Annotated in this window: 29 protein-coding genes; 16 read left to right on the forward strand and 13 right to left on the reverse strand. The window is 59.3% G+C overall.

From position 1 onward, the window contains the following. Positions 1–48: 48 nt before the first annotated feature. A complete protein-coding gene (locus RBB32_RS16130; RefSeq protein ID WP_306154241.1) occupies positions 49–828 on the reverse strand; it encodes a VOC family protein in 780 nt (259 codons plus the stop codon). Positions 829–950: 122 nt separating this feature from the next. Between RBB32_RS16130 and RBB32_RS16135 the strand changes: the two genes are divergently transcribed. Continuing rightward, on the forward strand, positions 951–1,814 hold the full coding sequence (locus RBB32_RS16135; RefSeq protein WP_306154242.1) for a LysR family transcriptional regulator: 864 nt from the start codon (positions 951–953) through the stop codon (positions 1,812–1,814). A gap of 227 nt (positions 1,815–2,041) precedes the next feature. Here the strand turns inward: RBB32_RS16135 and RBB32_RS16140 are convergent, their stop codons facing one another. The 10 genes from RBB32_RS16140 to RBB32_RS16185 form a co-directional block, all read right to left on the reverse strand. Continuing rightward, positions 2,042–2,485 carry a molybdenum cofactor biosynthesis protein MoaE gene (locus tag RBB32_RS16140; protein ID WP_306154243.1) on the reverse strand — a complete coding sequence of 148 codons (444 nt, stop codon included), beginning with the start codon at positions 2,483–2,485 and terminating at the stop codon, positions 2,042–2,044. Continuing rightward, on the reverse strand, positions 2,486–2,731 hold the full coding sequence (gene moaD / locus RBB32_RS16145) for a molybdopterin converting factor subunit 1 (RefSeq protein ID WP_306154244.1): 246 nt from the start codon (positions 2,729–2,731) through the stop codon (positions 2,486–2,488). Positions 2,732–2,735: 4 nt separating this feature from the next. Next, a complete protein-coding gene (gene pgsA, locus RBB32_RS16150; protein WP_306154245.1) occupies positions 2,736–3,395 on the reverse strand; it encodes a CDP-diacylglycerol--glycerol-3-phosphate 3-phosphatidyltransferase in 660 nt (219 codons plus the stop codon). 109 nt (positions 3,396–3,504) lie between these two features. Further along, entirely contained in the window at positions 3,505–5,373 is a 1,869-nt protein-coding gene (gene uvrC / locus RBB32_RS16155) for an excinuclease ABC subunit UvrC (protein ID WP_306154246.1), read from the reverse strand. A gap of 291 nt (positions 5,374–5,664) precedes the next feature. Further along, positions 5,665–6,444: an SDR family oxidoreductase gene (locus tag RBB32_RS16160; RefSeq protein WP_306154247.1), complete on the reverse strand. Its 780-nt coding sequence runs from the start codon at positions 6,442–6,444 to the stop codon at positions 5,665–5,667. 13 nt (positions 6,445–6,457) lie between these two features. Beyond that, complete coding sequence (locus tag RBB32_RS16165; RefSeq protein WP_306154248.1) at positions 6,458–7,423, reverse strand: calcium/sodium antiporter; 966 nt, start codon at positions 7,421–7,423, stop codon at positions 6,458–6,460. After that, positions 7,420–7,590, reverse strand: a complete 171-nt coding sequence (locus RBB32_RS16170) for a hypothetical protein (RefSeq protein ID WP_306154249.1) — start codon at positions 7,588–7,590, stop codon at positions 7,420–7,422. The genes RBB32_RS16165 and RBB32_RS16170 overlap by 4 nt, the downstream gene beginning before the upstream one ends. A gap of 1 nt (position 7,591) precedes the next feature. After that, positions 7,592–8,389: a S49 family peptidase gene (locus tag RBB32_RS16175; RefSeq protein ID WP_306154250.1), complete on the reverse strand. Its 798-nt coding sequence runs from the start codon at positions 8,387–8,389 to the stop codon at positions 7,592–7,594. A 101-nt stretch (positions 8,390–8,490) separates the two neighbouring features. Continuing rightward, positions 8,491–9,252, reverse strand: coding sequence for an ABC transporter permease (locus RBB32_RS16180; RefSeq protein ID WP_306154251.1), 762 nt, complete (start codon positions 9,250–9,252; stop codon positions 8,491–8,493). Next, a complete protein-coding gene (locus RBB32_RS16185; protein ID WP_306154252.1) occupies positions 9,249–10,178 on the reverse strand; it encodes an ABC transporter ATP-binding protein in 930 nt (309 codons plus the stop codon). Before RBB32_RS16185 ends, RBB32_RS16180 begins: the two co-directional genes overlap by 4 nt. 171 nt (positions 10,179–10,349) lie before the next feature. On the opposite strand from RBB32_RS16185, the gene RBB32_RS16190 reads away from it, so the two are divergent. From RBB32_RS16190 to RBB32_RS16215, 6 genes are all read left to right on the forward strand, one after another. Beyond that, the gene (locus RBB32_RS16190) at positions 10,350–11,045 is read left to right on the forward strand and encodes an SGNH/GDSL hydrolase family protein (protein ID WP_306154253.1); all 696 of its coding nucleotides are present in this window, start codon (positions 10,350–10,352) and stop codon (positions 11,043–11,045) included. Positions 11,046–11,196: 151 nt separating this feature from the next. Then, entirely contained in the window at positions 11,197–12,291 is a 1,095-nt protein-coding gene (locus RBB32_RS16195; RefSeq protein ID WP_306154254.1) for a CaiB/BaiF CoA-transferase family protein, read from the forward strand. Between the two features lie 150 nt (positions 12,292–12,441). Beyond that, positions 12,442–12,918 (forward strand): SsrA-binding protein SmpB, encoded by a 477-nt coding sequence (smpB, locus tag RBB32_RS16200; protein WP_306154255.1) that lies wholly within the window; start codon positions 12,442–12,444, stop codon positions 12,916–12,918. Positions 12,919–13,002: 84 nt separating this feature from the next. Then, entirely contained in the window at positions 13,003–13,284 is a 282-nt protein-coding gene (locus RBB32_RS16205) for a hypothetical protein (protein WP_306154256.1), read from the forward strand. A gap of 89 nt (positions 13,285–13,373) precedes the next feature. After that, entirely contained in the window at positions 13,374–14,231 is an 858-nt protein-coding gene (gene sseA, locus RBB32_RS16210; protein ID WP_306154257.1) for a 3-mercaptopyruvate sulfurtransferase, read from the forward strand. Then, complete coding sequence (locus RBB32_RS16215) at positions 14,231–15,415, forward strand: amino acid aminotransferase (RefSeq protein WP_306154258.1); 1,185 nt, start codon at positions 14,231–14,233, stop codon at positions 15,413–15,415. Before sseA ends, RBB32_RS16215 begins: the two co-directional genes overlap by 1 nt. Before the next feature lie 148 nt (positions 15,416–15,563). Here RBB32_RS16215 and RBB32_RS16220 read toward each other — a convergent pair whose 3' ends face one another. Further along, positions 15,564–16,193, reverse strand: a complete 630-nt coding sequence (locus tag RBB32_RS16220) for a TetR/AcrR family transcriptional regulator (protein WP_306154259.1) — start codon at positions 16,191–16,193, stop codon at positions 15,564–15,566. A 90-nt stretch (positions 16,194–16,283) separates the two neighbouring features. After that, complete coding sequence (locus RBB32_RS16225) at positions 16,284–16,436, reverse strand: hypothetical protein (protein WP_306154260.1); 153 nt, start codon at positions 16,434–16,436, stop codon at positions 16,284–16,286. A 149-nt stretch (positions 16,437–16,585) separates the two neighbouring features. On the opposite strand from RBB32_RS16225, the gene mbfA reads away from it, so the two are divergent. The 9 genes from mbfA to RBB32_RS16270 all read left to right on the forward strand — a co-directional run bounded on the left by mbfA (position 16,586) and on the right by RBB32_RS16270 (position 24,790). Then, entirely contained in the window at positions 16,586–17,563 is a 978-nt protein-coding gene (mbfA, locus tag RBB32_RS16230) for an iron exporter MbfA (protein ID WP_306154261.1), read from the forward strand. Positions 17,564–17,608: 45 nt separating this feature from the next. Further along, the gene (locus RBB32_RS16235; protein WP_306154262.1) at positions 17,609–18,541 is read left to right on the forward strand and encodes an AEC family transporter; all 933 of its coding nucleotides are present in this window, start codon (positions 17,609–17,611) and stop codon (positions 18,539–18,541) included. Positions 18,542–18,623: 82 nt separating this feature from the next. Beyond that, on the forward strand, positions 18,624–19,457 hold the full coding sequence (gene fghA, locus RBB32_RS16240) for an S-formylglutathione hydrolase (protein ID WP_306154263.1): 834 nt from the start codon (positions 18,624–18,626) through the stop codon (positions 19,455–19,457). A gap of 3 nt (positions 19,458–19,460) precedes the next feature. Further along, the gene (gene sthA / locus RBB32_RS16245; protein WP_306154264.1) at positions 19,461–20,900 is read left to right on the forward strand and encodes a Si-specific NAD(P)(+) transhydrogenase; all 1,440 of its coding nucleotides are present in this window, start codon (positions 19,461–19,463) and stop codon (positions 20,898–20,900) included. Beyond that, positions 20,897–21,346, forward strand: a complete 450-nt coding sequence (locus RBB32_RS16250; protein ID WP_306154265.1) for a YaiI/YqxD family protein — start codon at positions 20,897–20,899, stop codon at positions 21,344–21,346. The genes sthA and RBB32_RS16250 overlap by 4 nt, the downstream gene beginning before the upstream one ends. A gap of 15 nt (positions 21,347–21,361) precedes the next feature. Then, a complete protein-coding gene (locus RBB32_RS16255) occupies positions 21,362–22,327 on the forward strand; it encodes a DMT family transporter (protein WP_306154266.1) in 966 nt (321 codons plus the stop codon). 2 nt (positions 22,328–22,329) lie between these two features. Next, a complete protein-coding gene (locus tag RBB32_RS16260; RefSeq protein WP_306154267.1) occupies positions 22,330–22,950 on the forward strand; it encodes an HAD family phosphatase in 621 nt (206 codons plus the stop codon). Further along, complete coding sequence (locus tag RBB32_RS16265; RefSeq protein ID WP_306154268.1) at positions 22,947–23,864, forward strand: ornithine cyclodeaminase family protein; 918 nt, start codon at positions 22,947–22,949, stop codon at positions 23,862–23,864. Before RBB32_RS16260 ends, RBB32_RS16265 begins: the two co-directional genes overlap by 4 nt. Continuing rightward, positions 23,861–24,790 (forward strand): alpha/beta fold hydrolase, encoded by a 930-nt coding sequence (locus RBB32_RS16270; protein ID WP_306154269.1) that lies wholly within the window; start codon positions 23,861–23,863, stop codon positions 24,788–24,790. The genes RBB32_RS16265 and RBB32_RS16270 overlap by 4 nt, the downstream gene beginning before the upstream one ends. Positions 24,791–24,796: the final 6 nt, after the last annotated feature.

Below are 24,796 nucleotides of genomic sequence, written 5' to 3' on the forward strand. Positions count from 1 at the left end.
ATAGCGCAGGTGCAACGAAGGTTCCAGTGGGTGCCGCCAAGGCCCGTGTCAGGCCGTGGTTACGGTAAACTCCGTCCCCCACGGATCGACAAGCCGCCCGGGGGTCAGCGTTCCGGGGTCGGCCAAAAGCTCGACACTGGCCAACCCTGCCGCCCCGTCCAAGCGCGGGCCAGCCCCTTTCGACTGCCATTCATTGGCGGCAAGGTGATGGTGATAGCCACCCGCCCCGAACCAACGCGCGGCAGGCACCTCGAAGGTTTGGGTCATGCCGATCTGGCCGCGAATGAACTCGGCCGCCTGCGCCACGTCACCGACACGCAGGTGGACATGCCCAATGACCATATCCTCGGGCGCGCCGCGCCATTGGCCTGCATCGCGGCGCAGGGCCTGCAAATCCAGGGGCTTTGTCACCATTTCGATCCGGTCGCCATCGCGGACCCAAGTCTCGCGCGGCAAATCGCGGTAAATCTCGATGCCGTTGCCTTCCGGGTCATTGAGGTAAAGCGCCTCGCTTACACCGTGGTGCGATGCGCCATCCAGCCGCCCACCAAGATCGGAAAACTTGCCAAGCCATGCGCCCAGCGCGCCACGCGACGGCAAAAGAAAGGCGGTATGAAACAGCCCCGCGTCCCCCGGCGCCACTTGCGCCGCACGGTCCTGGCGCAGCTCGATCAAAACCCGGCCATTCGCCCCCAGCAGGGCGGTTTCGCCATCGCGGTCGATCCGGCCAAGCCCAATCACTTTCTCATAGTATTCGGCCATCCTGGCCAAGTCCCGAACGATCAAAACGACCCGGCCAATCGAAATCGGTGCATCTGAGGTTGCCATCTTGCTGTCTCCTGTCTGTTTTCCTGCAAGAGATTTAGCCATGGTCATTACACCATAAAATAGCGATATTCGTGAATGTATATCGCTATTTTGGAGATAATGTATTGGACCGATTGGCAGGAATGCAAAGCTTTGTCGCGGTTGTCGAAACCGGCTCTTTCGTGGCGGCGGGGCAGCGGTTGGGCCTATCCAACAAACTGGTCAGCAAACGGCTGGCACAGCTTGAACAAGACATCGGAATGACCCTGCTGCACCGCACGACGCGCTCAATGTCCTTGACCCATGAGGGCACGCGATACCTTGAAGGCGCGCGCCGGGTTCTGGCCGAGTTCGAGCAACTGGAAAACGAATTCGACGCCGCCGATGGCTTGAAAGGCGTGATCAGGATCGCGGCACCGACCACCTACGGCGAAACCACGGTGGCCCGCGCCGCCAGCCGTTTCACCGAGGAACACCCGAATGTCACCGTCGAACTGGCCCTGTCCGACCGCTACGAGGATCTGGCGAAAGGGGGCTTTGACGTGGCCATCCGCATCGGGCACTTGAGCGGCTCAAGCCTGATCGTGCGCAAGCTGGGCGAAACCAGAATGAAGGTGGTCGCCGCCCCGGCCTATCTCAAGGCGCATGGCACGCCGGAGCATCCCGCGGACCTTGGCGATCATATCTGCATCCGTGACACCAACAGTACCGACCCCAACCGGTGGTCGTTTTGCATTGAAGGCCAGACAATACAGGTGCCTGTCTCCGGCCCGTTTCTGGCCAATAGCCCCTCTGCCTGCTTGGCGCCGGTGCGGGCGGGCATGGGGATATTCACCTGCCCCGATATATTCTTGGCAGATGACCTAAGCACCGGGCGCTTGGTCGAACTGTTCCCCAATACCCATGCAGAGTCCCTTCCGATCCAAAGCATTCATTTGCCATCGGCCTTTCGGAAAACGCGGGTCAAAGCCTTCGTTGACGTGATGCAACGGGAAATGCGCGGTTAGGCGGTGTCTGCATTTCGCGAAACGCTTTCGCATGTGCCGCCGGGATGCGGCGATAACCGCTTCGTCACCGATCCCCGGAACCGTTGCTTTCGCCTCCGCCTCCTTGGGCCAAATCGCAGCGGCTTGGCGGCCGGATTGGCAAGGTTTCGTACGACTCGTACGAATTCACGAAGCCACCCGCCGATTTTCGTACAGAACTCACGTACAAAACGTACAAGTTGTACGTTTCACCAGCGGCTCAGCGCGTCCTCGTCCTCGTCCTTGGCCTCAACCCAATCGGCCCCCTCGGGGGTGACTTCCTTCTTCCAGAACGGCGCACGGGATTTCAGGTAATCCATAAGGAATTCAGCGGCTTGGAAGGCATCCACCCGATGACGCGAGGAGGTGGCCACCATCATGATCAAATCCTCGGCCCGCAACACGCCATGCCGATGAATGACCAGAATATCCCCAAGATTCCAACGGCTTAGCGCCTCTTCGGCAATCTTGGAAATCGCCTTTTCGGTCATGCCGGGGTAATGTTCGATCTGCATCGCCTGCAAATCCCCCTCCCCCAGATCACGTACGATCCCGGTAAAGGTCACAACCGCGCCAACACCCTTTTGCCGCGCGGCAAAGGCATTGGCCTCGGCCCCCAGGTCAAAGGCGTTCTCCTGAACCCGAATATCCACCTAACCCCCTGTCATCGGAGGAAAAAATGCCACTTCCCTTGCCCCGTCAAGCGGTGCATCGAAGTCCGCAAGCTCCTGATCCACGGCCACCCGCAGGGCATCCAGATCGGCAAAGGCAGCCTCGTAGCGTTCTTCGCGGGTGCGCAATTCCTCAACCAGGTCCCGCACCGTCGCGGCCTTGGTTTCAACCTTGTCCTTGGGCTGCCCGATCCGTTCCCGAACCCACGCGAAATACAGCACGTCCATCTGCTTAATCCTTCAGGTAAGGCGTTGATTTCTTGAAGTAATCCACGCCCGTGATCAATGTCAGCGCGGCCGCGATCCACAGCAACCACAGCCCTGCATGCCCCGTCCAGACCATCCCCATCATCTTCCAGCGCAGGCCATGCAGGTCGTCGTCCTCACCACTCAATATGGCATCGAACATCGCCTGATCCATCCCCATGGCCGACATACCAAGGTAGTGCTCGAACACGCCCTGGGCAAAAAGCACAGCAATCGCAACCATTTGCGCGGTTGTTTTCCATTTGGCCAGCTGCGTGACCTTCAGCGTCCCGGCGGTATCGCCCAGATACTCGCGCAGGCCAGACACAAAAACCTCGCGGAACAAGATCACGGTGGCCGGCAGCACCAGCCAAGGCGACATGCTCGAATAGCCGACGATCACCATCAGCGCGATCACCACCATCGCCTTATCGGCAATCGGGTCCAGCATCGTACCCAGCTTTGTCGTTTGTTTCCAAAGCCTTGCAAGATATCCGTCAAAATAGTCGGTGATCGCGGCACTGATAAAAAGCATCAGCGCGAACCAATCCGCCCATGGCCGGTTGAAGTACAAAAACATCACCGCCACCCCCGGCGCCGCAAGCAGCCGAAGCAAGGTCAGGATATTGGGAATATTCCACGTCATGGCACGTTTCTAGCCCGTATTGCCCTGCGTGGAAAGACACAGATGCGGTGATTTGGAATACCGTTTTCCGGGCGAAAAACGGCCCGGAATTCGGTGTGAATTCCGTCACTTAGCCCTTTTCGTGGAAATGGTCGTAAACCTTCTGCGCCAAGCCTGCCGAAACACCTTCGACCGCTTTCAAATCCGCCAGTGCCGCGCGGCTGACCGCCTTGGCCGAGCCGAAATGCGCCAGAAGCGCGCGCTTTCGCGCCGCGCCCACGCCGGGGATTTCATCCAGCGGAGAGGCCCCCATCGCCTTGGCCCGCTTGGCCCGGTGCGTGCCGATGGCAAAGCGGTGCGCCTCATCCCTAAGCCGTTGAATAAAATACAAAACCGGGTCGTTGTGGCGCAGGGCCATGGGGCGTTTTCCGGTGCGGTGGAATTCTTCCTTGCCGTGATCGCGGTCCACCCCTTTGGCCACGCCGACCATTGGAATGTCCGCCACGCCCATCTCGCGCATGATCCCGGCCACGGCGCTGACCTGCCCCGCGCCGCCATCAATCAGCAAGAGGTCGGGCCAATGCCCCTCCTTGCGCTCGGGGTCTTCCTTCAGCAGGCGTTTGAACCGCCGGGTCAGAACCTCTTTCATCATCCCGAAGTCATCCCCGGGGGTCAGGTCATCGCCCTTGATGTTGAACTTGCGGTACTGGTTTTTCATCATGCCTTCGGGGCCCGCGACGATCATCGCGCCCACCGCATGACTGCCCTGAATATGGCTGTTGTCATAGACCTCGACCCGCTGCGGTGCTTCGGGCAGATCAAAGGCATCTGCCAGTCCTTTCAACAACTTGGCCTGCGTGGCGCTTTCCGCCATCTTGCGGGCAAGGCTTTCGCGGGCATTGCGAAGCGCACCATCCACCAACTCGGCCTTTTCGCCCTTTTGCGGGACTAAAAGGGCCACCTTCCGGCCCAGTTTCTCACTCAGGGCTTCGGCCATCAGATCGGCGTTCTCGATGGGATGCGACAGGATCAACTGCCGCGCCGGATCCTTGGTGTCGTAGAACTGCCCGATAAAGGCCTCCAACACCTCGGCCTCTTCCACATCGGCCCCGACCCGCGGATAGAAATCCCTGTTGCCCCAGTTCTGCCCGCCCCGGATAAAGAACACCTGCACACAGGCCTGACCCTTCTCAAGATGCAGGGCGATGATATCGGCCTCGTCCACCGTGCGCGGGTTGATGCCTTGGGCGGTCTGCACCTGCGTCAGCGCCTTGATCCGATCGCGCAGGGCGGCGGCGCGTTCAAACTCCATGGCATCCGAGGCCTCGGCCATCTGGGCCTTGAGCTTGTCCTGAATCTCGGTCGAGCGCCCCGACAGATACCGCTGCGCATCCTTCACCGCCGCGGCATAGTCGGCCTTGCTGATATAGCCCACGCAAGGCGCGGTGCAGCGTTTGATCTGATATTGCAGGCAGGGCCGCGTGCGGGTCTCGAACTGCGCATCGCTGCAATTGCGCAGTTGAAACACCCGCTGCAATTGCGACAGCGTCCGGTTCACCGCCCCCGCACTGGCGAAGGGGCCGTAATACTGACCCTTCTCTTTCTTGGCGCCGCGGTGCTTTTTGATCATCGGAAAATCATGCGCTGTCACAAGGATATTCGGAAAGCTCTTGTCGTCGCGCAAAAGCACATTGTAGCGCGGTTTGAGCTGCTTGATCAGGTTCTGTTCCAGCAAAAGCGCCTCGGTCTCGGTCGAGGTCGTCAGGAACATCATCGAAGCGGTTTCCCGGATCATCCGGGCGATACGCGGGGTATGCCCGGTGGGCCGCGCATAGCTTGACACCCGCGCCTTGAGGTTGCGCGCCTTGCCCACGTAGAGCACCCGCGCCTGCGCATCCAACATGCGATAGACACCCGGCGAAGAGTCCAAGGTCTTGAGGTAAGACTGGATCACTTCATGCCCGGTATCGGGTATCTTGTCCTCTGGCGTTTCGGTCATGGGCCTACCGGTCTGATTCTCAAGATTTGCTGCAATCTTATCGGCATGGGTACAAGAGGAAAGCTGTCCCCGTTTTATGTGGATAACTTTGTGGGCAAAGCGCGGCCAACGGGAATTTCTTATTGAATCCAGCGTATTTCGTTAATCTGCCCAAAAAATAAGCATCTTTTTAACCTATTGAAATATAAAGGGAAAAATTTACACCCTCGGCAAAACATTGAAATCATTAAAGTTTTTGTAACGGCGAGTTAACGCGAATGTGACAAGTGCACAACTTCCCTTGGGGAAAGGTCACTCGACCCCCAAAACATCCGGCGTCTGCCATCCCAGATGCTGTCCGCCATCCACGCACAAAAGCTGCCCGGTCACCGCTGGCGCATCTATGAAATATGCCAAGGCAGCCACGATATCCGCGGCATTGGCCCCACGGTTCAGCACCGTCGTCTGCCGCTGCCGCTGAAAGTGGCTCTCGCTTTGGCGGTGGCCTTTCAACGTCGGTCCCGGCCCGATGGCGTTCACCCTGACCCGGGGCGCAAGTGCTTGTGCGGCGGTCTGGGTAAAGGCCCAAAGGCCCATCTTGGCCAAGGTATAGGTCATGAACTCGGGAGTCAGTTTGCGCACCCTTTGATCAATCATGTTGATGACCAGACCACGCGCCACCGGCTCACCCAACTCGCAGGCCTCGGGTTCAGGCACCTGGGCAGCCATCGCTTGGGTCAGGACGAAAGGCGCGCGCAGGTTGCTTTCCATGTGCCTGTCCCAGCTTTCGCGCGTGGCGGTCTGGATATTGTCATACTCAAAGACCGAGGCGTTGTTGATCAGGCAGGTCACCGGCGCACCAAGCGCCTCAACAGCCTTGGGCAAAAGCCCCTGCACCTCATCCTCGACCAACAGGTCGGCCTGCACGGCCACGGCGCGTTGGCCCATGCCGGTGATCTCGTGCGCCACGGCCTCGGCCTCATCGCGGCTGGTGGCGTAGTGCACGGCCACGTCATAGCCACGCCGCGCCAGTTCAAGCGCCATGGCCCGGCCCAATCGCTTACTTGCCCCGGTTACCAATGCCGTCGTCATCGCCTGCCTCCGCTTATGTCAGGACAATGGTGACATAGGCCAAATAGAGGCCCGTCAAGACCACGCCCCAGATCCGCCCGATATCCTGTTTGAAAAACACGAAGGGGATAATCAACAACGACGCGCCCAGCATGACCCAAAGATCAAACTGCAAGAACTCCGCATCCACGGGAATGGGCCCGACAATCGCGGTAATCCCGATGATGGCCAAGAGGTTGAACATGTTCGACCCGATTACATTGCCCAAGGCAACATCGGCCTGCCTGCGCAAAGCCGCCATCACGGTGGTCGCCAGTTCCGGCAAGGACGTCCCCAGTGCGACCAACGTCAGGCCAATCACCGCATCGCTTACGCCGTAGCGTTGCGCGATGATCGACGCATTATCCACCAGCAAATCGGCACCCAGGGGCAAACCAATCAGGCCAAGCACCAGAAAGACGATGATCTGCCACCACGGCATATCCGGGTCGGCGCCTTCGACATCCTCCTCTCCATCGGGCTCGGCCAGCATCAAGGCGGCATTCGCCTTGCGATGCCGACCGGCCTCAAGGAACGCATCTGTCAGAACGAAAGACAAAAGCGCCAGAAGGATCAGGCTTGAGGCGATATTGAACTCGCCCATGAAGGCCAAGCCGACAAAGATGACCGAGCCAACAAGCATGAAAACATAGGTTTTCCGGCTGTCACATTCGCTTGTGTGCAGCACCGAGATCAGGGCAGGCAGCCCAAGCACCAACAGGATATTGGCCGTGTTCGATCCCACCACATTGCCCAAGGCCAGCCCGGGCTTGCCATCCAACACGGCGTTTACCGAGATAAGCAATTCCGGGGCAGAGGTGCCGAAGGCCACGATGGTCAGGCTGACGATCAGGGCCGGCACACCCAACCGAAGGCTCAGGTTCACCGCACCCTTGACCAGGGCATCACCTGCCAAAAGCAAGATTACAAGGCCGAGCCCGGCAAGACCCCATTCAATCATTTACGCACCTTCTTTTGACATTGGCAGGGGCCTTTGCCGATGCGGAACCGTCCACATTTGGGGCATTTCGCCGAAGCCAGCTTTTGCTGCCCCGGAAAGCGCAGCTTTCCGAACATGGCCATCACGCCCATGCCAACCAGAAACAATATGACGATCTTGATGATCACGTCAGAGGCCAAACCGGGCGTAATCCGCCCGTTCCTCGACGGCGGCCAAAGTATCCTGTGCGATACTGGCGCCGAACTTTTGCAGCAGCCCGCGCTTACGGCCATATTTGGCAAAGCGCACGTCATCGCCGTAAAGCTCTTTGAGTTTTGGCACCACATGGCCGATGCCATCGACCAGACCCAGTTCATGGGCTTTTCGTCCGAGCCAGAACTCGCCGGTGAAAAGGTCGCCCTCGGGCTTGAGCCTATCCCCCCGGCGCGATTTCACATAATCGGTAAAGCCTTCGTGCATCTGCTCAAGAATGGTCTTCAGGCGCGCGACATCCTCTTCCTTTTCCGGAAGGAACGGATCCATGAAACTCTTGGAATGCACCGAGGTGTGCACCCGTCGCTCCACCCCTTGGCGGGCAAGGAACACAGGTGCGCCGAAGCCCGCCGAGATCACTCCGATCGACCCCACGATCGACCCTTGGTCAGCCCATATGTCATCGGCCGACGCCGCCAGCCAATAGCCACCCGAGGCCGCCACATCCTCTACAAAGGCATGCACAGGCACGTCGCGTTCTTCGGCCAGCCGCCGAATGCGCGCCGCGATCAACGAAGATTGCACGGGCGAACCACCCGGCGAGTTGACCACAAGGGCCACGGCCTTTGGCTTGCCTCGCTTAAAGGCCTTGTCGATCACCGAAGCCAAGGACTCGTCGTTCAACTGGTTGCGGCCACCGATCCCGATGGACCCCTGCAACCGGATTACCGCGACAAGCGGCCCGCGTTTGATAAAGGGAATAAGCGCTTTCATGCCAAGGGATGTAGAATGCCCACGCAGCTTAAACAAGGCGGCAATCCCGGGCGGCGCGAAAGAAAGATACATTTGCCCCGCTGAGCGGGGCAAATAAGTCACTAGCTCTTGATGCGATAGCCGGTTTTGAAGATCAGCCAGACAATCCCAAGACAGATCCCAAGAAACAGCCCAATGGCCAGAAGGCTCGCCACCACGGGGACATCGGCATAACCAAAGAACGCCCAACGGAATCCCGAGATCAGGTAGACGATAGGATTGAACAAGGTCACCGTCTGCCACGCCGTCGGCAGCATCGAGATCGAGTAGAACGCACCGCCCAAGAATACCAAGGGGGTGATCACCAGCAGCGGAATCAATTGCAGCTGTTGAAAGTTCTCCGACCAAATCCCGATGATGAAACCGAACAGGGAAAACGACAGGCAGGTCAAGACCAGGAAGGCGACCATAGCCAAGGGGTGCTGCACTTCGATATCCACGAAAAGCCCCGCCGTCAGCAGGATCACCACCCCGATCAACAACGACTTGGTGGCCGCCGCCCCGACATAGCCCAGAACGATCTCGAAAAAGTTGATCGGGGCCGAGAGCAACTCGAAAATCGTGCCAATGAACTTGGGAAAATAAATCCCGAAGGAGGCATTGGAAATCGCCTGTGTCATCACGCTCAGCATGATCAACCCCGGCACGATGAAGGCGCCATAGGTCACGCCCTCCACCTCGTCGATCCGGCTTCCGATGGCCGCGCCGAAGACCACGAAGTAAAGCGTCGTGGAGATTACCGGCGACAGAAGGCTTTCCATGATCGTGCGGAAAAAGCGCTTCATCTCGTAGATATAGATGGCCTTTACCCCCTGCCAGTTCATGCCGCGCCCTCCTGCACCAGACTTACGAAAATTTCTTCAAGGCTCGACTGCCGCGTGTGGATATCGCTCATGGACAGCCCTTCGGCGGCGAGGGCCTGCAAAAGCCGGGTAATCCCCGTGCCCTCGCCTTGGGTATCATAGTGATAGATCAGGGCCTCACCCCCTTGGGTCAGTTCCAGATCATACGCCGCCAAGCCCTCGGGGACCGCATCGACCGGCGTGGTCAGGTCGATCCGCAGGGTCTTGCGCCCCATCCGCCGGATCAGGGTGTCCTTTTCCTCAACCAGCAAAATCTCACCGTGGTTGATCACCGCGATCCGGTCGGCAATCGCCTCGGCCTCTTCGATGTAATGCGTGGTCAGGATGATCGTCACGCCGCTTTCGCGCAGGCCCTCGACCACTTGCCACATGTCGCGGCGCAACTCCACATCCACACCCGCCGTCGGCTCATCCAGAAACAAGACTTGCGGCTCGTGGCACAATGCCTTGGCAATCAGCACCCGGCGCTTCATCCCGCCCGAAAGCTCGCGAATCCGGGCATCGCGCTTATCCCACAGCGAAAGCTGCCGCAGCACCTTTTCGATCAGCGCCTCGTTGCGCGGCTTGCCGAACAAGCCGCGTGAAAAACGCACGGTATTGATGACCTTCTCGAAAGGTTCAAGCGCCACCTCCTGCGGCACCAAGCCGATCATCGACCGCGCGGCGCGAAAGTCGTCCACGATATTGTGGCCACCGACGCGGGCGATGCCGCCGGTCGGCGTAGTGATTCCGCAAAGCGCCGAGATCAGCGTGGTCTTACCCGCGCCATTGGGGCCGAGCAGGGCCAGAATCTCACCCTCCTCGATGGATAGCGATACGCCCTTCAGCGCCTCGAATCCGCCTTTGTATGTTTTTTGCAGGTCCTCGACCTCGACAATGGGTGCCATGGGTATTCTCCGCTTCATTGTTCGCCAAGCTAGGCGAATACAACAGAAGTGCAATCACCGTCTGCACAGGGGAAACTGTGCAGGCTCGCAGGGGCATTATCCTGCTGGCAACCCGCTTTGAGCATGCTATCCCAAGACCTGCCCCCAAGGTCACGACCCCTAGGAAATACCATGCGTCAGCTGCTCAGAATTACCGCCTTGTTCCTTCTTCTCGCGGGTTGCACCGAAACCGTAAGCCGCGATGCCCCGGCGCGCATCCTGACCATGGGCGATTCCATGCTGGCGATCCACGGGGCAACGGGAAATTCCGTGTCCCACGCCGTCGAACGCACCTTGGGCGAGGACGTGATCGACCGTTCGGTCATGGGGGCCAAGTACTACTATGGCCTGCCCATTTCCGGCAGTGCGGGCCTCAATATCCGCAAGCAATATGTGGACGGAAAATGGGATTGGGTGGTGCTCAATGGTGGCGGCAATGACATCTGGATGGGCTGTGGCTGCGGTCAGTGCAGCCGCCGCATCAATCAGCTGATTTCCGAGGACGGCAAGCGCGGCACGATCCCCGGTTTCGTCTCTGATCTGCGCGCCAAAGGCTCACAGGTGGTCATGGTGGGCTATATGCGCACCCCCGGCGTCACCTCCCCGATCGAGGCCTGCCGCGACGAAGGCGATGAAATGGATCGCCGCATGGCGCGTCTGGCCAAACTGGACCGTGGTGTGCATTTCCTGTCACTGGACGGATTGGTGCCGCATGGCGACCGCTCCTATCACACGCTTGATCTGATCCACCCATCGGCCAAGGGCAGCACCGAGATCGGCAAGCGCGTGGCCGAGATCATCCGCCAGACCGAAGCGCGAAAACGATAAGCCCGCCGTAACACGCCTGACGCAGCCAAGGATTTTCGAAAATCCTTGGCACAAGCGGTTTCGAAACCGCTTGCACGCCCGATCATCCAATCATCGGTTCACACCTTTCGGCGACTTGCTCTAAACTGGCCCTGGAAACGCGGGAGCAAGGATGCTGCAGGGATATCGAATAGTCGAAATCGAAGGTCTTGGCCCCGGCCCCTTTGCCGCGATGATGCTGGCCGATCTCGGGGCCGAGGTCATCGTCATTCACCGCCCCGGTAATGGCAATCCGGTGGCGGGCGAGAGTAATCTTCTGGATCGCGGCAAGCGTTCGATCGCGCTGGACCTCAAAGACCCCGGCGACCTGCAAATCGCCCGGGCCCTTGTTTCAACCGCCGATGCCTTGATCGAAGGGTTCCGCCCGGGCGTAATGGAACGGCTTGGTCTTGGCCCTGAGGTGTTGCAAGCCGATAACCCGCGCCTTGTCTATGGACGCATGACCGGCTGGGGCCAAACCGGACCGAAGGCGCAGATGGCGGGCCATGATTTGAACTACATCGCCTCTTCCGGTGCGCTTTGGTACGCCTCAGCGCCCGGCGATGCGCCGCAAACCCCTGCCACTCTACTGGGCGATATCGGCGGCGGTGCAATGTACCTGGTGGCGGGTATCTTGGCGGGGCTTTTGGCAGCCTCGCGCAGCGGCAAGGGCACAGTCGTGGATGCCGCCATCGTCGATGGCTCGGCCCATATGATGGCGCTTTTGATGTCCATGGTCCCCTCCGGCAACCTGAACGAGGCGCGCGGCAAAAGCCTTCTGGACGGGCCGCATTGGTCGCGCGTTTATCCCTGCGCTTGTGGCGGCCACATCAGCGTACAATGCCTTGAACCGAAGTTCTATGCCGCCTTTCTTGACCTCTTGGGCCTGTCTGACGATGCAGGCTTTGCCGATCAAAACGACCCCACCCAATGGCCGGCCCAAACCAAGGCACTGGCCCGGATTTTCGCAACGCAGCCCCTCGACCATTGGGCCGGGATATTCGAAGGGTCCGATGCCTGCGTGGCACCCGTCCTGTCCCCATGGCACGCGGCACAAGACCCGCACAATACGGCCCGCGGCATCTGGACCGTGACAGAGACCGGTCCACAACCCACACCGGCCCCACGCTTTGATGGTCAGCGCACCACCCCCGGCCTGGTCGCGGAACGTGGCGGGGACGGTGTTGCCCTGCGTGCCGAACTCAAGGCACGCCGCCTGCTGACCTAAGCCAATACAGACGCGAAACCAACCTGCTGTCGACAGGGGTTTTCGACATTAACCCGAGGGTTCCTCCCCGATTCGCGCCGCCCCCCTTTCATCGCCTCCTCACAGGGTCTATCTTGGTGCTTCCGTAACGCCGCACAGGACCGATCACCGATGGCAAAACCGAAGGACAACCCGAACTACAAGGTCGTGGCCGAAAACCGCCGCGCCCGGTTCGACTATGCCATCGAGGACGATCTGGAATGCGGCATCATCCTTGAAGGCTCCGAGGTGAAATCCCTGCGCGAAGGAGGCGCCAATATTGCCGAAAGCTATGCCAGCGTGGACGACGGCGAGTTGTGGCTGGTGAACTCCTACATCGCGCCCTACGAGCAGGCCAAGACCTTTGCACATGAAGAAAAGCGCAAACGCAAACTATTGGCTTCCAAGAAGGAATTGGCCAATCTTTGGAACGCGACACAGCGTAAAGGCATGACGCTGGTACCCTTGGTTCTCTATTTCAATCACAAGGGTATCGCCAAGCTGAAGATCGGTATCGCCAAAGGCAAGAAAGCCCACGACAAACGCGAAACCGCCGCCAAACGCGATTGGAACCGCCAGAAACAGCGCCTTCTCAAGGATCACGGCTAGGGGAAGCGCCCGGGCCATATTCCCCTTATTTTTCGCTCCTCCGCTGATAGTTTCCCCGAGTGTTTAAACGGAAGGGGGAACACCATGGAACTTATCATCAGCCTCATCGCGGGCGCCGTGGGCGGTAACGTCGCCGGCGGCATCTTCAAGAACATCAACCTTGGCCTTCTGGGCAATTCCATCGCGGGTATCGTCGGCGGCGGTTTGGGCGGGCAGATCCTGTCCATGCTGGGCGCGGGCGGCGTGGCCGAAGCCGCAGGCGGTGCCGATATCGGCGCAATCATCGGTCAGGTTGCATCGGGCGGTGTCGGCGGTGGCGTCCTGCTGGCCGTGGTCAGCATGGTCAAGAAAATGATGGCAAAATAAGGCCAAGGCGGGCGTCTTAACCGGCGCCCGCCCTTGCCCTTTTCGCCCCCGCGCGCTAGGCAGAGCGCGTCCGCAACCCGGGGGCGCCCATGGCACAAGATGATCCGAAAACCATTGTTTCAACCGATTGGCTCGCCAGTCACCTGAAAGACCCCGATTTACGGGTTCTGGACGGCACATGGTTCATGCCGTCAGAAGGGCGCGACGCCAAGGCGGAATACGCCCAAGCCCATATTCCAGGCGCGCGGTTCTTCGATATCGACGATATCAGCGACAACCGCTCGGACCTGCCGCACATGGTGCCGCCGGTGGAAAAGTTCATGTCCCGCATGCGCGCCATGGGCGTGGGCGACGGCCATCAGGTGGTGGTCTACGATGCCCATGGTCTGTTTTCGGCGGCACGCGTGTGGTGGCTGTTCCGGCTGATGGGGCAAGAGAATATCGCGGTTCTGGATGGCGGCCTGCCCAAGTGGCAAGCCGAAGGTCACCCGACCGAAGACATGCCCCCCATGGTGCGAGACAGACACATGACCGTGCGCCGCCAGAATCAAATGGTAAAAGATGTCACGCAGGTTTCTTCAGCCTCCAAGCTGGGGAATTACGAAATTCTCGATGCGCGCTCTCCGGGTCGTTACCGAGGCGAAGACCCCGAACCGCGCGAAGGATTGCGCAGCGGACATATCCCACGATCCAAGAACGTCTATTACCGCGACCTGCTGAACGATGACGGGACGATGAAATCACCCGGTGATCTGCGCGCCGTATTTGACGCCGCGGGCGTCGATATGGGCAAACCCGCAATCACAAGCTGCGGCTCGGGCGTAACCGCGGCGATTATCAATCTTGCGCTTGAACGTGTCGGCAAGACAGATCACGCGCTTTATGACGGATCATGGACAGAATGGGGGGCTTTCCCCACCGTGCCCGTCGCCACCGGAGACGACTGATGTTCGAACACCTCAATGAACAGCCCAAAGACAAGATCCTTGCGCTGATGCAAGCCTACAAGGACGACCCCCGCGACACCAAGATCGACCTTGGCGTCGGCGTTTATCGCAATGCCGAGGGCGTCACCCCGATCATGCGCGCGGTAAAAGCGGCCGAGCGTCGCTGGTGGGACGAGGAAAGCACCAAAGCCTATACCGGCCTTGCCGGTGATCCGGCCTTTTCCGATGCGATGATCAATCTTGTTCTGGGCGATAGTGTCGCGCGCGATCAGGTGTCGGCGGTGGCCACGCCGGGCGGCACAGGCGCGGTGCGTCAGGCCTTTGAATTGATCCGCATGGCCAACCCCGAGGCGCGGGTTTTCGTGTCGGATCCGACATGGCCCAACCACCTGAGCATTCTCAAGTATCTGGGCATGGAAACCATCATGTACCGTTATTTCGACAACGCCACCGGCGGCGTCGATTTCGGCGGCATGATGGAAGACTTGGGCCAAGTGCGCAAAGGCGACGTGGTGCTACTGCACGGTTGCTGCCACAACCCGACCGGGGCAAACCTGAACACGGTTGAATTCAAATCCGTGATCGACCTGATGAACGACAAGGGCGCGATCCCGATGATCGACATCGCTTATCAGGGGTTCGGTGACGGTCTGGATGAGGATGCCGCGGCCACCCGCGCTGTTGCCTCGGGCTGCCCGGAAACCCTGATTGCGGCAAGCTGCTCCAAGAATTTCGGGATCTACCGTGAACGTACCGGCCTTCTGATGGCGGTAGCGCAAGACAAGAACCTGCAAGCGGTAGCGCAGGGCAACCTTGCCTACCTCAACCGGCAGAACTTCTCTTTCCCACCCGATCACGGCGCGCGTTTGGTGAGCATCGTTTTGAACGATGATGCGTTGCGCGCCGATTGGCAGGCCGAGTTAGAAGAGGTTCGAACCGGAATGCTGGCCCTGCGCACGCAGCTGGCTGACGAGCTAAAGACACTTTCTGGCTCGGATCGGTTCGGGTTTCTTGCACAGCATCGTGGAATGTTCTCGCGCCTTGGGGCATCGCCCGACAAGGTTGAAAAGCTGCGCGCAGACCACGGAATTTACATGGTCGGCGACTCGCGCCTAAACATCGCGGGCCTGAACAGGGATACCGTCCCTGTGCTTGCCAAGGCGGTTATCGACGTCGGCATTTAGAACGTTTCCTGTTATTCTTGCATCACCAATACCCTGCCAGGCCTACGGCTTTCTCGGGACATTGGTGATACATTTTGATCCAATGTAAACTGGATACGCTCTAATATAAGCTTCCCCAAAACCTGTGGCGCCCATCGTCGGCGCCACATCATGCCGTTTTGCGCACCCCGTATCGCGCGACAAACATCTCCACGGCCCCTTCGATGACCTGATCCACATCCGCCTTCGCAAAATCATTTTGCAAACCGCAAAGTTTGCGCACGAACAAATCTGATTTGCACAGTTCGGCGAACTGATTAACGGCCAGTTCAAAGTCTTCGATTTCAAGCTCACCCTTGTCGACATAGTACCGCAAGACCGGGATCATACGCTCGCGCACCATGGCAGGGCCGGATTGGTAGAACCGCTTGCCCAAATCTGGAAAGCGATGTGCCTCTGACAGGCAAATCCGAAACACTTGCGTGCCGAAATCGGACAGGAAAAAGCCCACCAGATGCCGGGCCGCCGCGGCCAAGTTCACTTCGGCCGGCGCATTAATGTCGATTTCCGCAATTGCCCCGTCGGCCTGTCGGTTACATTCTGCTTTCGCGACCTCGGAAAACAGCAGGCGCTTGTCAGGGACATAGCTATAGAGCGTCGCCTTTGAGACACCCGCCGCCTTGGCGATGTCGTCCACGCTGGCCCCTTCGAAACCGTCACGCATGAAGACTTCACGCGCCCCGTTAAGGACTTGTTCGAACTTTCGGCCTTTTTTGATTTCTGCGGACTCTGCCGTCATGCGGACCCTCCCCGAGCCGAGACAGTTTAGTCGGCTCAGGGGGGAAATCGCAAGCCCGCCCTCGCGAAATGACGCAGGCGGGTCAACGGCTTACTTGGACATTCCACCGTTGTCCTTGGTGACAGGCTCCGAGACAGGCTCGGGGTAGGTCAGGGTGGGTGTCAGAGTTGACATATCAATGCTCATTGCCGCCGCGGGCGCAGCGAAGGACACAAGGCAAAGGGCCATCAAGAGGTTTTTCATCGGCGCTCTCCATCTAAACTGATTCGTTTAGATGTAATCTAAACCGTATAGTTTACTTATCAAGGGTTTTCTGAACTATCTTGTTTAGTTTGCCGTGTTGCAATTCCCAAACCGGCAAGTATCTTAGAATCATTCTAAGGAGAAATGCCATGATACCAGGAGTTTCCTCCCGCCGCCGCTTCTCTGATCTGAGCGAACAAGAGATACTTGCCCTCGCCATTTCATCCGAGGAAGACGACGCACGCATTTACAGAAACTATGCCGAACGCCTGCGCGCGGACTATCCGGACACCGCCAAGGTCTTCGACGGCATGGCCGAGGAAGAAGACAGGCATCGACAATCCCTTATTGACCTGCACCAGACGCGGTTCGGTGACGTGATCCCCTTGATCCGTCGCGAGCATGTGGCAGGCTTCTATGCCCGGCGCCCTGTCTGGCTGGTGGAAAACCTCGGGATCGAGCGTATCCGCTCCGAGGCGGAGATGATGGAGCGCGACGCCGAGGCCTTTTACCTCAAGGCGGCACAGCGCACGGGCGATGCGGAAACCCGCAAGCTTCTGGGTAACCTTGCCGCTGCGGAAGCGGGCCACCAAGACCGCGCCGGCGAACTTGAACAAGAGCACCTTGATGAAGACACCCGCGATACCGACGCCGAAGTTTCAAAGCGTCAGTTCGTCTTGACATGGGTTCAACCGGGTCTTGCAGGGTTGATGGATGGATCGGTTTCCACCCTCGCCCCGATTTTCGCCACGGCCTTTGCCACCCAGGACACCTGGACAACCTTTCTTGTTGGCCTTGCGGCCTCGGTCGGGGCCGGTATTTCCATGGGCTTCACCGAAGCGGCCAGCGACGATGGTGAACTTTCCGGTCGCGGCAGCCCAATCAAGCGTGGCTTTGCCTCGGGGATCATGACCACGGTCGGCGGGCTTGGGCACGCCTTACCCTACCTGATCCCGGATTTCTGGACAGCAACGGTTATCGCCATTTGCGTTGTTTTCGTCGAGCTTTGGGCGATTGCATGGATTCAGAACAGGTACATGGAAACCCCCTTCTTCCGCGCCGCCTTTCAGGTCGTTCTGGGCGGTGCGCTTGTCTTTGCGGCGGGGGTTTTGATCGGCAGCGGATAGCATCCAGCGATTGACCAAAGCCTGCCAGATGCTAACAAGCGCTAGATGCTGGATATTTTTTTACAGACACTGCCGTTCTTCCTGATTATCGGGTTGGGCTATGGCGCCGGGCGCACGGGTTTCTTCAGCGAAGAGGCAACCGCATGGCTGACCAAGTTCGTTTTCTACTTTGCCTTGTCGGCCATGCTGTTCCGCTTTTCCGCCAACCTCTCCATGAGCGAGGTTCTCGAGTGGCGGTTTGTCATGGCCTACCTTTGGGGCACAGCCTTTGTTTACGGGCTGGCGACCTTCGTCGCCCTCCTGCGCCGTGTCAGCATCGAAGAGGCCGCGATCGAGGCGCAATGCGCCGTGATCGGCAATGTGGGCTTTCTTGGCGTCCCAATGCTGGTTCTCTTGATGGGCGAGGCCGCGATTGGGCCGGTGATGATGGTCCTCGCCGTGGATTTGATCATTTTCGGCTCGCTCGTTGTGATCCTTATTACCGGGTCACGAGATGGACGGATGAGTATCGGCATCCTGCGCAGCGTGGGGTTGGGCCTGATCAGGAACCCGATGATCGTATCCATTGTCCTTGGCCTTACATGGTCGGCATTGAACCTGCCGCTTCCGAAGCCGGTGAACCAGTTCGTGAGCATCCTTGGAGGCGCGGCGACACCCGGCGCACTTTTTGCCATCGGTGCCTCGCTTGCCTCGAAATCGGCCGAACGGCCCTTTGTGGCCGGTTGGCTGTCATTCTGCAAACTGGTGCTACACCCGGCCTTTGTCGCATTCTCGGCCCTGATCCTCTTTCCCGTCGCGCCCTATTCGGCGGCGGTGATGATCGCGGCGGCGGCCCTGCCGGTGGCAGGCAATGTATTCATGCTGGCCAGTCACTATGGGGTGGCGCCACAACGGGTATCCGCCTCGATCCTGATCTCCACCTCCCTCGCAATCATTTCTGTTTCGCTGATTATCGGCTGGGTGTCGGGACTTTATTGACGATTGCCGTCTATGGGGTTGCCTTGTGGTCCGCGCCGTGGTGACTGTCGGGCCAAACATTCATCGCGAAAGGGATTGCACCATGGAAACCGTATCGGAAAACGCCTGTTTCGGAGGGGTTCAGGGGGTCTACACCCATAAATCCGAGGCTTGCTCCTGCGACATGACCTTCGGGCTTTTCCTGCCCGCCGAGGCAAAGGACGGGCCGGTGCCAGTGCTGTGGTATCTGTCAGGCCTGACCTGCACGCACGAGAACGCAATGACCAAGGCGGGTGCCCAGGGTTGGGCTGCCGAACAGGGGATCGCCCTGTGCTTTCCCGATACGTCACCACGCGGCGAAGGCGTGGCCAATGATGAAGCCTTTGACCTTGGTCAAGGGGCCGGGTTTTACGTCAATGCCACCCAGGACCCTTGGAAGCCGAACTTTCGGATGTGGGACTATATCGCCGATGAACTGCCCCGCGTCCTGACCGCGAATTTCGCGATTGACGAAACCCGCCAGGCGATCACCGGCCATTCCATGGGCGGGCATGGTGCACTGACCTTGGCGATGTCCCTGCCCGGGCGTTTCACCAGTGTTTCGGCTTTCTCGCCGATCTCGAACCCCACCCAAAGCGATTGGGGCCGCAAACAATTCGCCGCCTATCTTGGCGACAACGAAAGCCAATGGGCGGCACATGACGCCAGCATCCTGATGCGCGAACGTGGCTTTGACGGCCCGGTTCTGGTGGATACCGGCACGCAGGATCAATTCATTGACCTGCTGCGCCCCGAGGCCTTTGCCGCCGCCTGCGCCGAGAAACGGCAGCAGGCCACACTGCGGATGCAACCGGGCTATGACCACAGCTATTTCTTTGTTTCAAGCTTCATGGAAGATCACATCAGCTTCCACGCCGAAGCGCTTTATGCGGGGTAACCGATGTCGCATTATGACCTGATCATCATCGGCTCCGGCCCATCGGGCCGGTCGGCGGCGATCCAAGCGGGCAAGCTCAAGCGCCGCGTGCTGGTGATTGATCGCAAGGACCGCTTGGGCGGGGTTTCGGTGCATACCGGCACGATCCCGTCAAAAACCTTGCGCGAAACCGTCCTGAACCTTTCGGGCTGGCGCGAACGGAGTTTTTACGGACGTTCCTATCGCGTGAAGGATGATATCGACGCCGGCGACCTGAAATCGCGTTTGCACATGACCTTGGATTACGAGGTGGATGTGCTGGAACATCAGTTCAACCGCAATCATGTTGACACCCTCAATGGCTTGGCCCGGTTCGTCAGCCCAACCGAAATCGAAGTCGCCACCGAAGCGGGCGAGGTGACCAAGGTCTCGGGCGACAAGTTCCTGATTGCCACCGGCACGAAAACCTATCGGCCCGATAATATCCCTTTCAACGGCACAACCATCGTGGATAGCGATGAGTTTCTGGAACTTGCGCAAATCCCGCGCAGCCTGATCGTGGTGGGTGCCGGCGTGATCGGGGTGGAATATGCCACGATGTTCTCGGCGCTTGATGTGCGGGTGACGTTGATCGAACCGCGTGACAGTTTCCTGGATTTCATCGACCGTCGGCTGATCGAGGAATTCACCCATCAAATCCGCGAAAACGGCGTGGACCTGCGGCTTGGCTCTGCCATCGAAAAGGTCGAGGATGGCGCCACCCATGTGGAGGTGTCCCTGGCCAACGGGCGCCATGTGCGTTCCGAGATGTTGCTTTTCGCCGCCGGGCGCATGGGGGCCACCGACAAGCTGAACGTGGATGCCGCGGGCCTTGAAACCGACCACCGCGGGCGGCTTGAGGTGGACCGCAAGACTTATCAAACCAATGTGCCGCATATCTATGCTACGGGCGATGTGATCGGCCACCCCTCGCTTGCCTCCACCTCGCTTCAGCAAGGGCGCGTTGCGGCCTGTCACGCGCTTGATACGCCCACCTTGTCCGAAAGCCCCTGGTTCCCCTATGGCATCTATTCGGTGCCCGAAATTTCCACCTGTGGGATGTCCGAGGAAGAAATGCAGGAACGCGGCATCCCTTATGAAGTGGGCATCGCACGTTTCCGCGAAACCAGCCGCGGGCATATCATGGGCCTGGAACACGGTATGTTGAAAATGCTTTTCTCGCTCAAGACGCGGCGGGTTCTGGGTGTTCAGATCGTCGGCGAAGGCGCGACGGAATTGATCCATATCGCGCAGGCGGTTTTGAACCTGAAAGGCACGGTGGATTACTTCGTTCAGAATACCTTCAACTATCCCACGCTGGCCGAGGCCTACAAGATCGCGGGCCTGGATGCCTTCAACCGCATGCCGATCCCCGAAGAATACAAGGTCAAGCGTGAGGATAAGCCGAAGAAGGCCAAGAAGTGAGCGCGATCTACGTCGATGCCGATGCCTGCCCGGTAAAAGCCGAGGTGGAAAAGGTCGGTACGCGCCATGGCCTGCGCATGTTCATCGTGTCGAACGGTGGTTTGCGCCCCTCGCAGAACCCACTGATTGAAACGGTTATCGTGCCGGAAGGAGCCGATGTGGCCGACCAATGGATCGCCGACCGCGCCGGGCCGGGGGATGTGGTGATTACCGGGGATATACCGCTTGCCGCGAAATGCGTGGAGGCGGGCGCACAGGTGATCAAGCACAACGGTGAGATGCTGACCGAACGAAACATCGGGCAAGTGCTGGCCACCCGTGACCTGATGGCTGACCTGCGCGCCGCCGACCCGTTTCGGCAAGGCGGCGGCAAGGGGTTTACAAAGGCGGATCGCTCCCGTTTTCTGGATGGGCTGGAGAGGGCCGTACGCGCCGCCTCTGGCTAAACCCAGAGGCCTGCCATGACCCCCGCAACCGTCCAGCAATCAAACCTGACCGGTGCGCTTTTCGCGCTTATGGCAGTCATGTGTTTTTCGCTCAACGATGTGGGCATCAAGTTCCTGTCGGATACATATGCCCTGCATCAGGTGATTTTCATTCGCTCGTCCATTGGCGCGCTCGTGCTTCTTACGGTGATCATGCCGCTAAGCGGCGGTTTCAAGGTCATGCGCACCCGGCGCCTGAAGATGCATTTGCTACGCGGCGTCTGTGTCGTCTTTGCGAATATGTGCCTCTTTCTGGGGCTTGCCGCGATGCCGATTGCGGATGCGGTTGCGGTGTTCTTCATCTCGCCCTTGGTCATTACCGTGTTCTCGGTGGTGTTTCTGGGCGAAGCCGTGGGCGCGCGCCGGTGGGTGGCAATCGCCGTCGGGTTCATCGGTGTCCTCGTGATCGTGAAACCGGGCACCTCGGCGTTTCAGGTCGCCTCGCTTCTGCCGATGCTGGCGGCCATGCTTTACGCGGTGATCCACATCGTCGCGCGTAAAATCGGCGGCACGGAAAGCGCGGCCACGATGGCCTTTTACATCCAGGTGACCTTTATCATCGCCAGTGCGGGATTTGGCCTGACACTCGGGCATGGGGCCTTTGCCACCGAAACGCATCCCTCGCTGTCATTCCTGCTGCGGGCGTGGGGGCCAGTCATGGCCGAAGACTGGCTCATTCTCTTCATGCTGGGCCTCAGCGGCGTCATGGGAGGCTTTTTCATATCTCAGGCCTATCGCCTGTCCGAGGCAGCCTTTGCCGCACCGTTTGAATATGTGGCCATGCCCATGGCCATCATGTGGGGTGTCACCGTCTTCGGCACATGGCCTGCGCCCACGGCATGGATCGGTATTGCCTTGATCATCGGATCGGGGCTCTACCTGCTTTGGCGCGAGTCGGTGAAGGACGAAACATTGGCGGGCAAGGCCCCGCGACGGAGGTAGTGATGCCCATCAACGCGGTGATCTTCGATATCGGCAATGTCCTGATCGAATGGCAGCCAGAGCGCTATTTCACCCATCACATGGGCGCGGATCATACCCGCGCGATGTTTGCAGAGGTGGATATCCACGGCATGATGAACCGGATCGACGCGGGCCATCCTTTTGAGCAGGTGGTTGAGGAAACCGCCAACGCCCATGACCATTGGTACGATGCGATCATAATGATCCGCGACAACTGGGCCGATGTGGCGAGCCCCGCCATTCCGCTAAGTGTGCATTTGCTTCGGCAATTGCGGGCCAAGGGCATCCCTGTCTTTGCCCTGTCGAATTTCGGGGCCGAGAACTTCCCCGTCAGCGTGGCGAAATATCCGTTCCTGGACGAGTTTGACCGGCACTACATTTCCGGGCGAATGGGCATGATCAAACCCGATGCCGCGATCTATGCCGCGCTTGAGGACGACTGCGGCCTTGCCCCTGAAACGCTTTTGTTTACCGACGACCGGCACGACAATATCGTGGCTGCGCGGGCGCGCGGCTGGCAAACCCATCTGTTTGACGGCCCCGAAGGATGGGCGCATTGTCTGGTCAAACAGGGATTGCTGACAAAGGACGAAGCGCAATGAACATCACGATCATTCCATTCGACGAAGGCCAGAAGCATCTTGATTGGATCGGCCTTTGTGACGCCTTTGAGGCCGGTCATAAGCTGCCGAAGGCCGAGATCGGCGATACCTTCCTTTATCGTGATCCCGACACGTTGCTGTCACGTGCTGCTTGGATTGACGGGATGGGGATGGCCGTGAAAACCGCCACGATCTTCCCGGAAAACCCCGGCAAGGGCGATCCGATGATCAACGGCGCGGTGAACCTTTATTCCGACAAGGACGGCACCCTTGCCGCGCTTTTGGATTTTCACCTTGTGACCAAGTGGAAGACCGCCGGCGATAGCCTGTTTGCCGCGCGCAAACTGGCCCGCCCGGACAGTGAGAATATCCTGATCGTGGGGGCCGGCACGGTTGGGCGTTCGCTGTTCGAGGCCTATCAGGCGGCCTTCCCCAAGGCGCGTTTCCGGGTCTGGAACCGCACCCGCGCCAATGCCGAAGCCATGTGCGAAGATTGCCCGGGCCTGCGGGTGGCGGATGATTTGGAACGCGCTGTGCGCGATGCCGACATCGTCACCTCCGCCACCATGTCGACCGAACCGGTGTTGAAGGGCGAATGGTTCCAGCCCGGACAGCATATCGACGTGATCGGGGCCTATCGCCCGGATATGCGCGAGGTGGATGACGAGGGCATGAAGAGAGCACGAATTTTCGTGGACAGCTACGACACCACCGTGGGCCATATCGGCGAAATCAAGATCCCGCTGGAGGCAGGCACGATCACCCGCGAAGACCTGATTGCCGACCATTACGAACCCGAGGGTTTCACCCGGCAAAGCGATGACGACATCACCCTGTTCAAGAATGGCGGCGGTGCGCATCTGGACCTCATGACCAGCCGCTATATCCTTGATGCGTGGCAGAAGGCACAATGATCGAGTGGTTTCTTGCCGGGTTGGCGGCGATCGTTCTGGCCCCCACCGTGACCGAGTTGGCGCGCCCACGCATGGGGCCAAAGGCCCGGCAATCGGCGCCCGGTGAGTTTGCCAATCTGTCGCGCGGTGCGACGCACTATCAATGGTTCGGTCCCGAAGGCGGGCCATTGGTGGTATGCGTGCATGGCCTGACGACGCCTTCCTTTGTCTGGGAAGGAATCGCGCCCCGGCTGGCCAAGGCGGGTTACAGGGTGCTGACCTATGACCTTTATGGGCGAGGGTTTTCCGACCGGCCACGCAGCGCGCAGGAGGCAGAGTTTTTCACCGCGCAGCTTGAGGAACTGCTGGAACATCTTGGCGTTACCGATCGGTTCAGCCTTGTCTGCTATTCCATGGGCGGCTCAATCGGGGCCTGCTATGCGGCGCAACACCCCGAACGAGTGAAGAATCTGATCCTGCTGGCCCCGGCGGGGATGGGGCATGATCTTGGCCCGGTGGCGCGCTTGGTGGTGAACTATGGCGGCTTTGGTCGGTGGCTTTTCATGGCAATGTACGGCCGGTCCTTCCGGCAGGGAACCGAGACCGAGCGCGATTTGCCATCTAGCGTGCCGGATATCGTGAACCGGCAACAAAATGAACTTCGGTATCGCGGATTTCGGGGGGCGGTCCTTGCCTCTATGCGCGGCATACTGGACCGTGATTCAGAAGACGAGCATCGCGCAATTGCCGAAAGCGACCTGCCCGTTCTGGCGATCTGGGGACGTGAGGACGAGGTGATCCCGATTTCGGGAATGGGCAAGCTGGCCGAGTGGAACCGCAAGGCCGAGCATGAAGTGATTGAAGGGGCGGGCCATGCGCTTGCCTATTCACACAGCGACGAGGTGGTTGGCCTGTTGCTATCTGCACTTGAAACCAGCCAAAAGTGACCGGGC

Origin of the sequence: Roseovarius sp. MMSF_3281, assembly GCF_030733685.1 — a bacterium.
GTDB lineage: Bacteria > Pseudomonadota > Alphaproteobacteria > Rhodobacterales > Rhodobacteraceae > Roseovarius.

Coding starts and splice junctions, on each gene's coding strand:
- RBB32_RS16225 (WP_306154260.1), bottom strand. CDS start 16,436: ATGAAAAACCTCTTGATGGCCCTTTGCCTTGTGTCCTTCGCTGCGCCC.
- RBB32_RS16160 (WP_306154247.1), bottom strand. CDS start 6,444: ATGACGACGGCATTGGTAACCGGGGCAAGTAAGCGATTGGGCCGGGCC.
- RBB32_RS16165 (WP_306154248.1), bottom strand. CDS start 7,423: ATGATTGAATGGGGTCTTGCCGGGCTCGGCCTTGTAATCTTGCTTTTG.
- sseA (WP_306154257.1), top strand. CDS start 13,374: ATGGCACAAGATGATCCGAAAACCATTGTTTCAACCGATTGGCTCGCC.
- RBB32_RS16260 (WP_306154267.1), top strand. CDS start 22,330: ATGCCCATCAACGCGGTGATCTTCGATATCGGCAATGTCCTGATCGAA.
- sthA (WP_306154264.1), top strand. CDS start 19,461: ATGTCGCATTATGACCTGATCATCATCGGCTCCGGCCCATCGGGCCGG.
- pgsA (WP_306154245.1), bottom strand. CDS start 3,395: ATGACGTGGAATATTCCCAATATCCTGACCTTGCTTCGGCTGCTTGCG.
- RBB32_RS16270 (WP_306154269.1), top strand. CDS start 23,861: ATGATCGAGTGGTTTCTTGCCGGGTTGGCGGCGATCGTTCTGGCCCCC.
- RBB32_RS16220 (WP_306154259.1), bottom strand. CDS start 16,193: ATGACGGCAGAGTCCGCAGAAATCAAAAAAGGCCGAAAGTTCGAACAA.
- RBB32_RS16265 (WP_306154268.1), top strand. CDS start 22,947: ATGAACATCACGATCATTCCATTCGACGAAGGCCAGAAGCATCTTGAT.
- RBB32_RS16195 (WP_306154254.1), top strand. CDS start 11,197: ATGCTGCAGGGATATCGAATAGTCGAAATCGAAGGTCTTGGCCCCGGC.
- mbfA (WP_306154261.1), top strand. CDS start 16,586: ATGATACCAGGAGTTTCCTCCCGCCGCCGCTTCTCTGATCTGAGCGAA.
- RBB32_RS16135 (WP_306154242.1), top strand. CDS start 951: ATGCAAAGCTTTGTCGCGGTTGTCGAAACCGGCTCTTTCGTGGCGGCG.
- uvrC (WP_306154246.1), bottom strand. CDS start 5,373: ATGACCGAAACGCCAGAGGACAAGATACCCGATACCGGGCATGAAGTG.
- RBB32_RS16180 (WP_306154251.1), bottom strand. CDS start 9,252: ATGAACTGGCAGGGGGTAAAGGCCATCTATATCTACGAGATGAAGCGC.
- RBB32_RS16185 (WP_306154252.1), bottom strand. CDS start 10,178: ATGGCACCCATTGTCGAGGTCGAGGACCTGCAAAAAACATACAAAGGC.
- RBB32_RS16190 (WP_306154253.1), top strand. CDS start 10,350: ATGCGTCAGCTGCTCAGAATTACCGCCTTGTTCCTTCTTCTCGCGGGT.
- RBB32_RS16235 (WP_306154262.1), top strand. CDS start 17,609: ATGCTGGATATTTTTTTACAGACACTGCCGTTCTTCCTGATTATCGGG.
- RBB32_RS16205 (WP_306154256.1), top strand. CDS start 13,003: ATGGAACTTATCATCAGCCTCATCGCGGGCGCCGTGGGCGGTAACGTC.
- RBB32_RS16255 (WP_306154266.1), top strand. CDS start 21,362: ATGACCCCCGCAACCGTCCAGCAATCAAACCTGACCGGTGCGCTTTTC.
- smpB (WP_306154255.1), top strand. CDS start 12,442: ATGGCAAAACCGAAGGACAACCCGAACTACAAGGTCGTGGCCGAAAAC.
- RBB32_RS16215 (WP_306154258.1), top strand. CDS start 14,231: ATGTTCGAACACCTCAATGAACAGCCCAAAGACAAGATCCTTGCGCTG.
- RBB32_RS16130 (WP_306154241.1), bottom strand. CDS start 828: ATGGCAACCTCAGATGCACCGATTTCGATTGGCCGGGTCGTTTTGATC.
- RBB32_RS16175 (WP_306154250.1), bottom strand. CDS start 8,389: ATGAAAGCGCTTATTCCCTTTATCAAACGCGGGCCGCTTGTCGCGGTA.
- moaD (WP_306154244.1), bottom strand. CDS start 2,731: ATGGACGTGCTGTATTTCGCGTGGGTTCGGGAACGGATCGGGCAGCCC.
- fghA (WP_306154263.1), top strand. CDS start 18,624: ATGGAAACCGTATCGGAAAACGCCTGTTTCGGAGGGGTTCAGGGGGTC.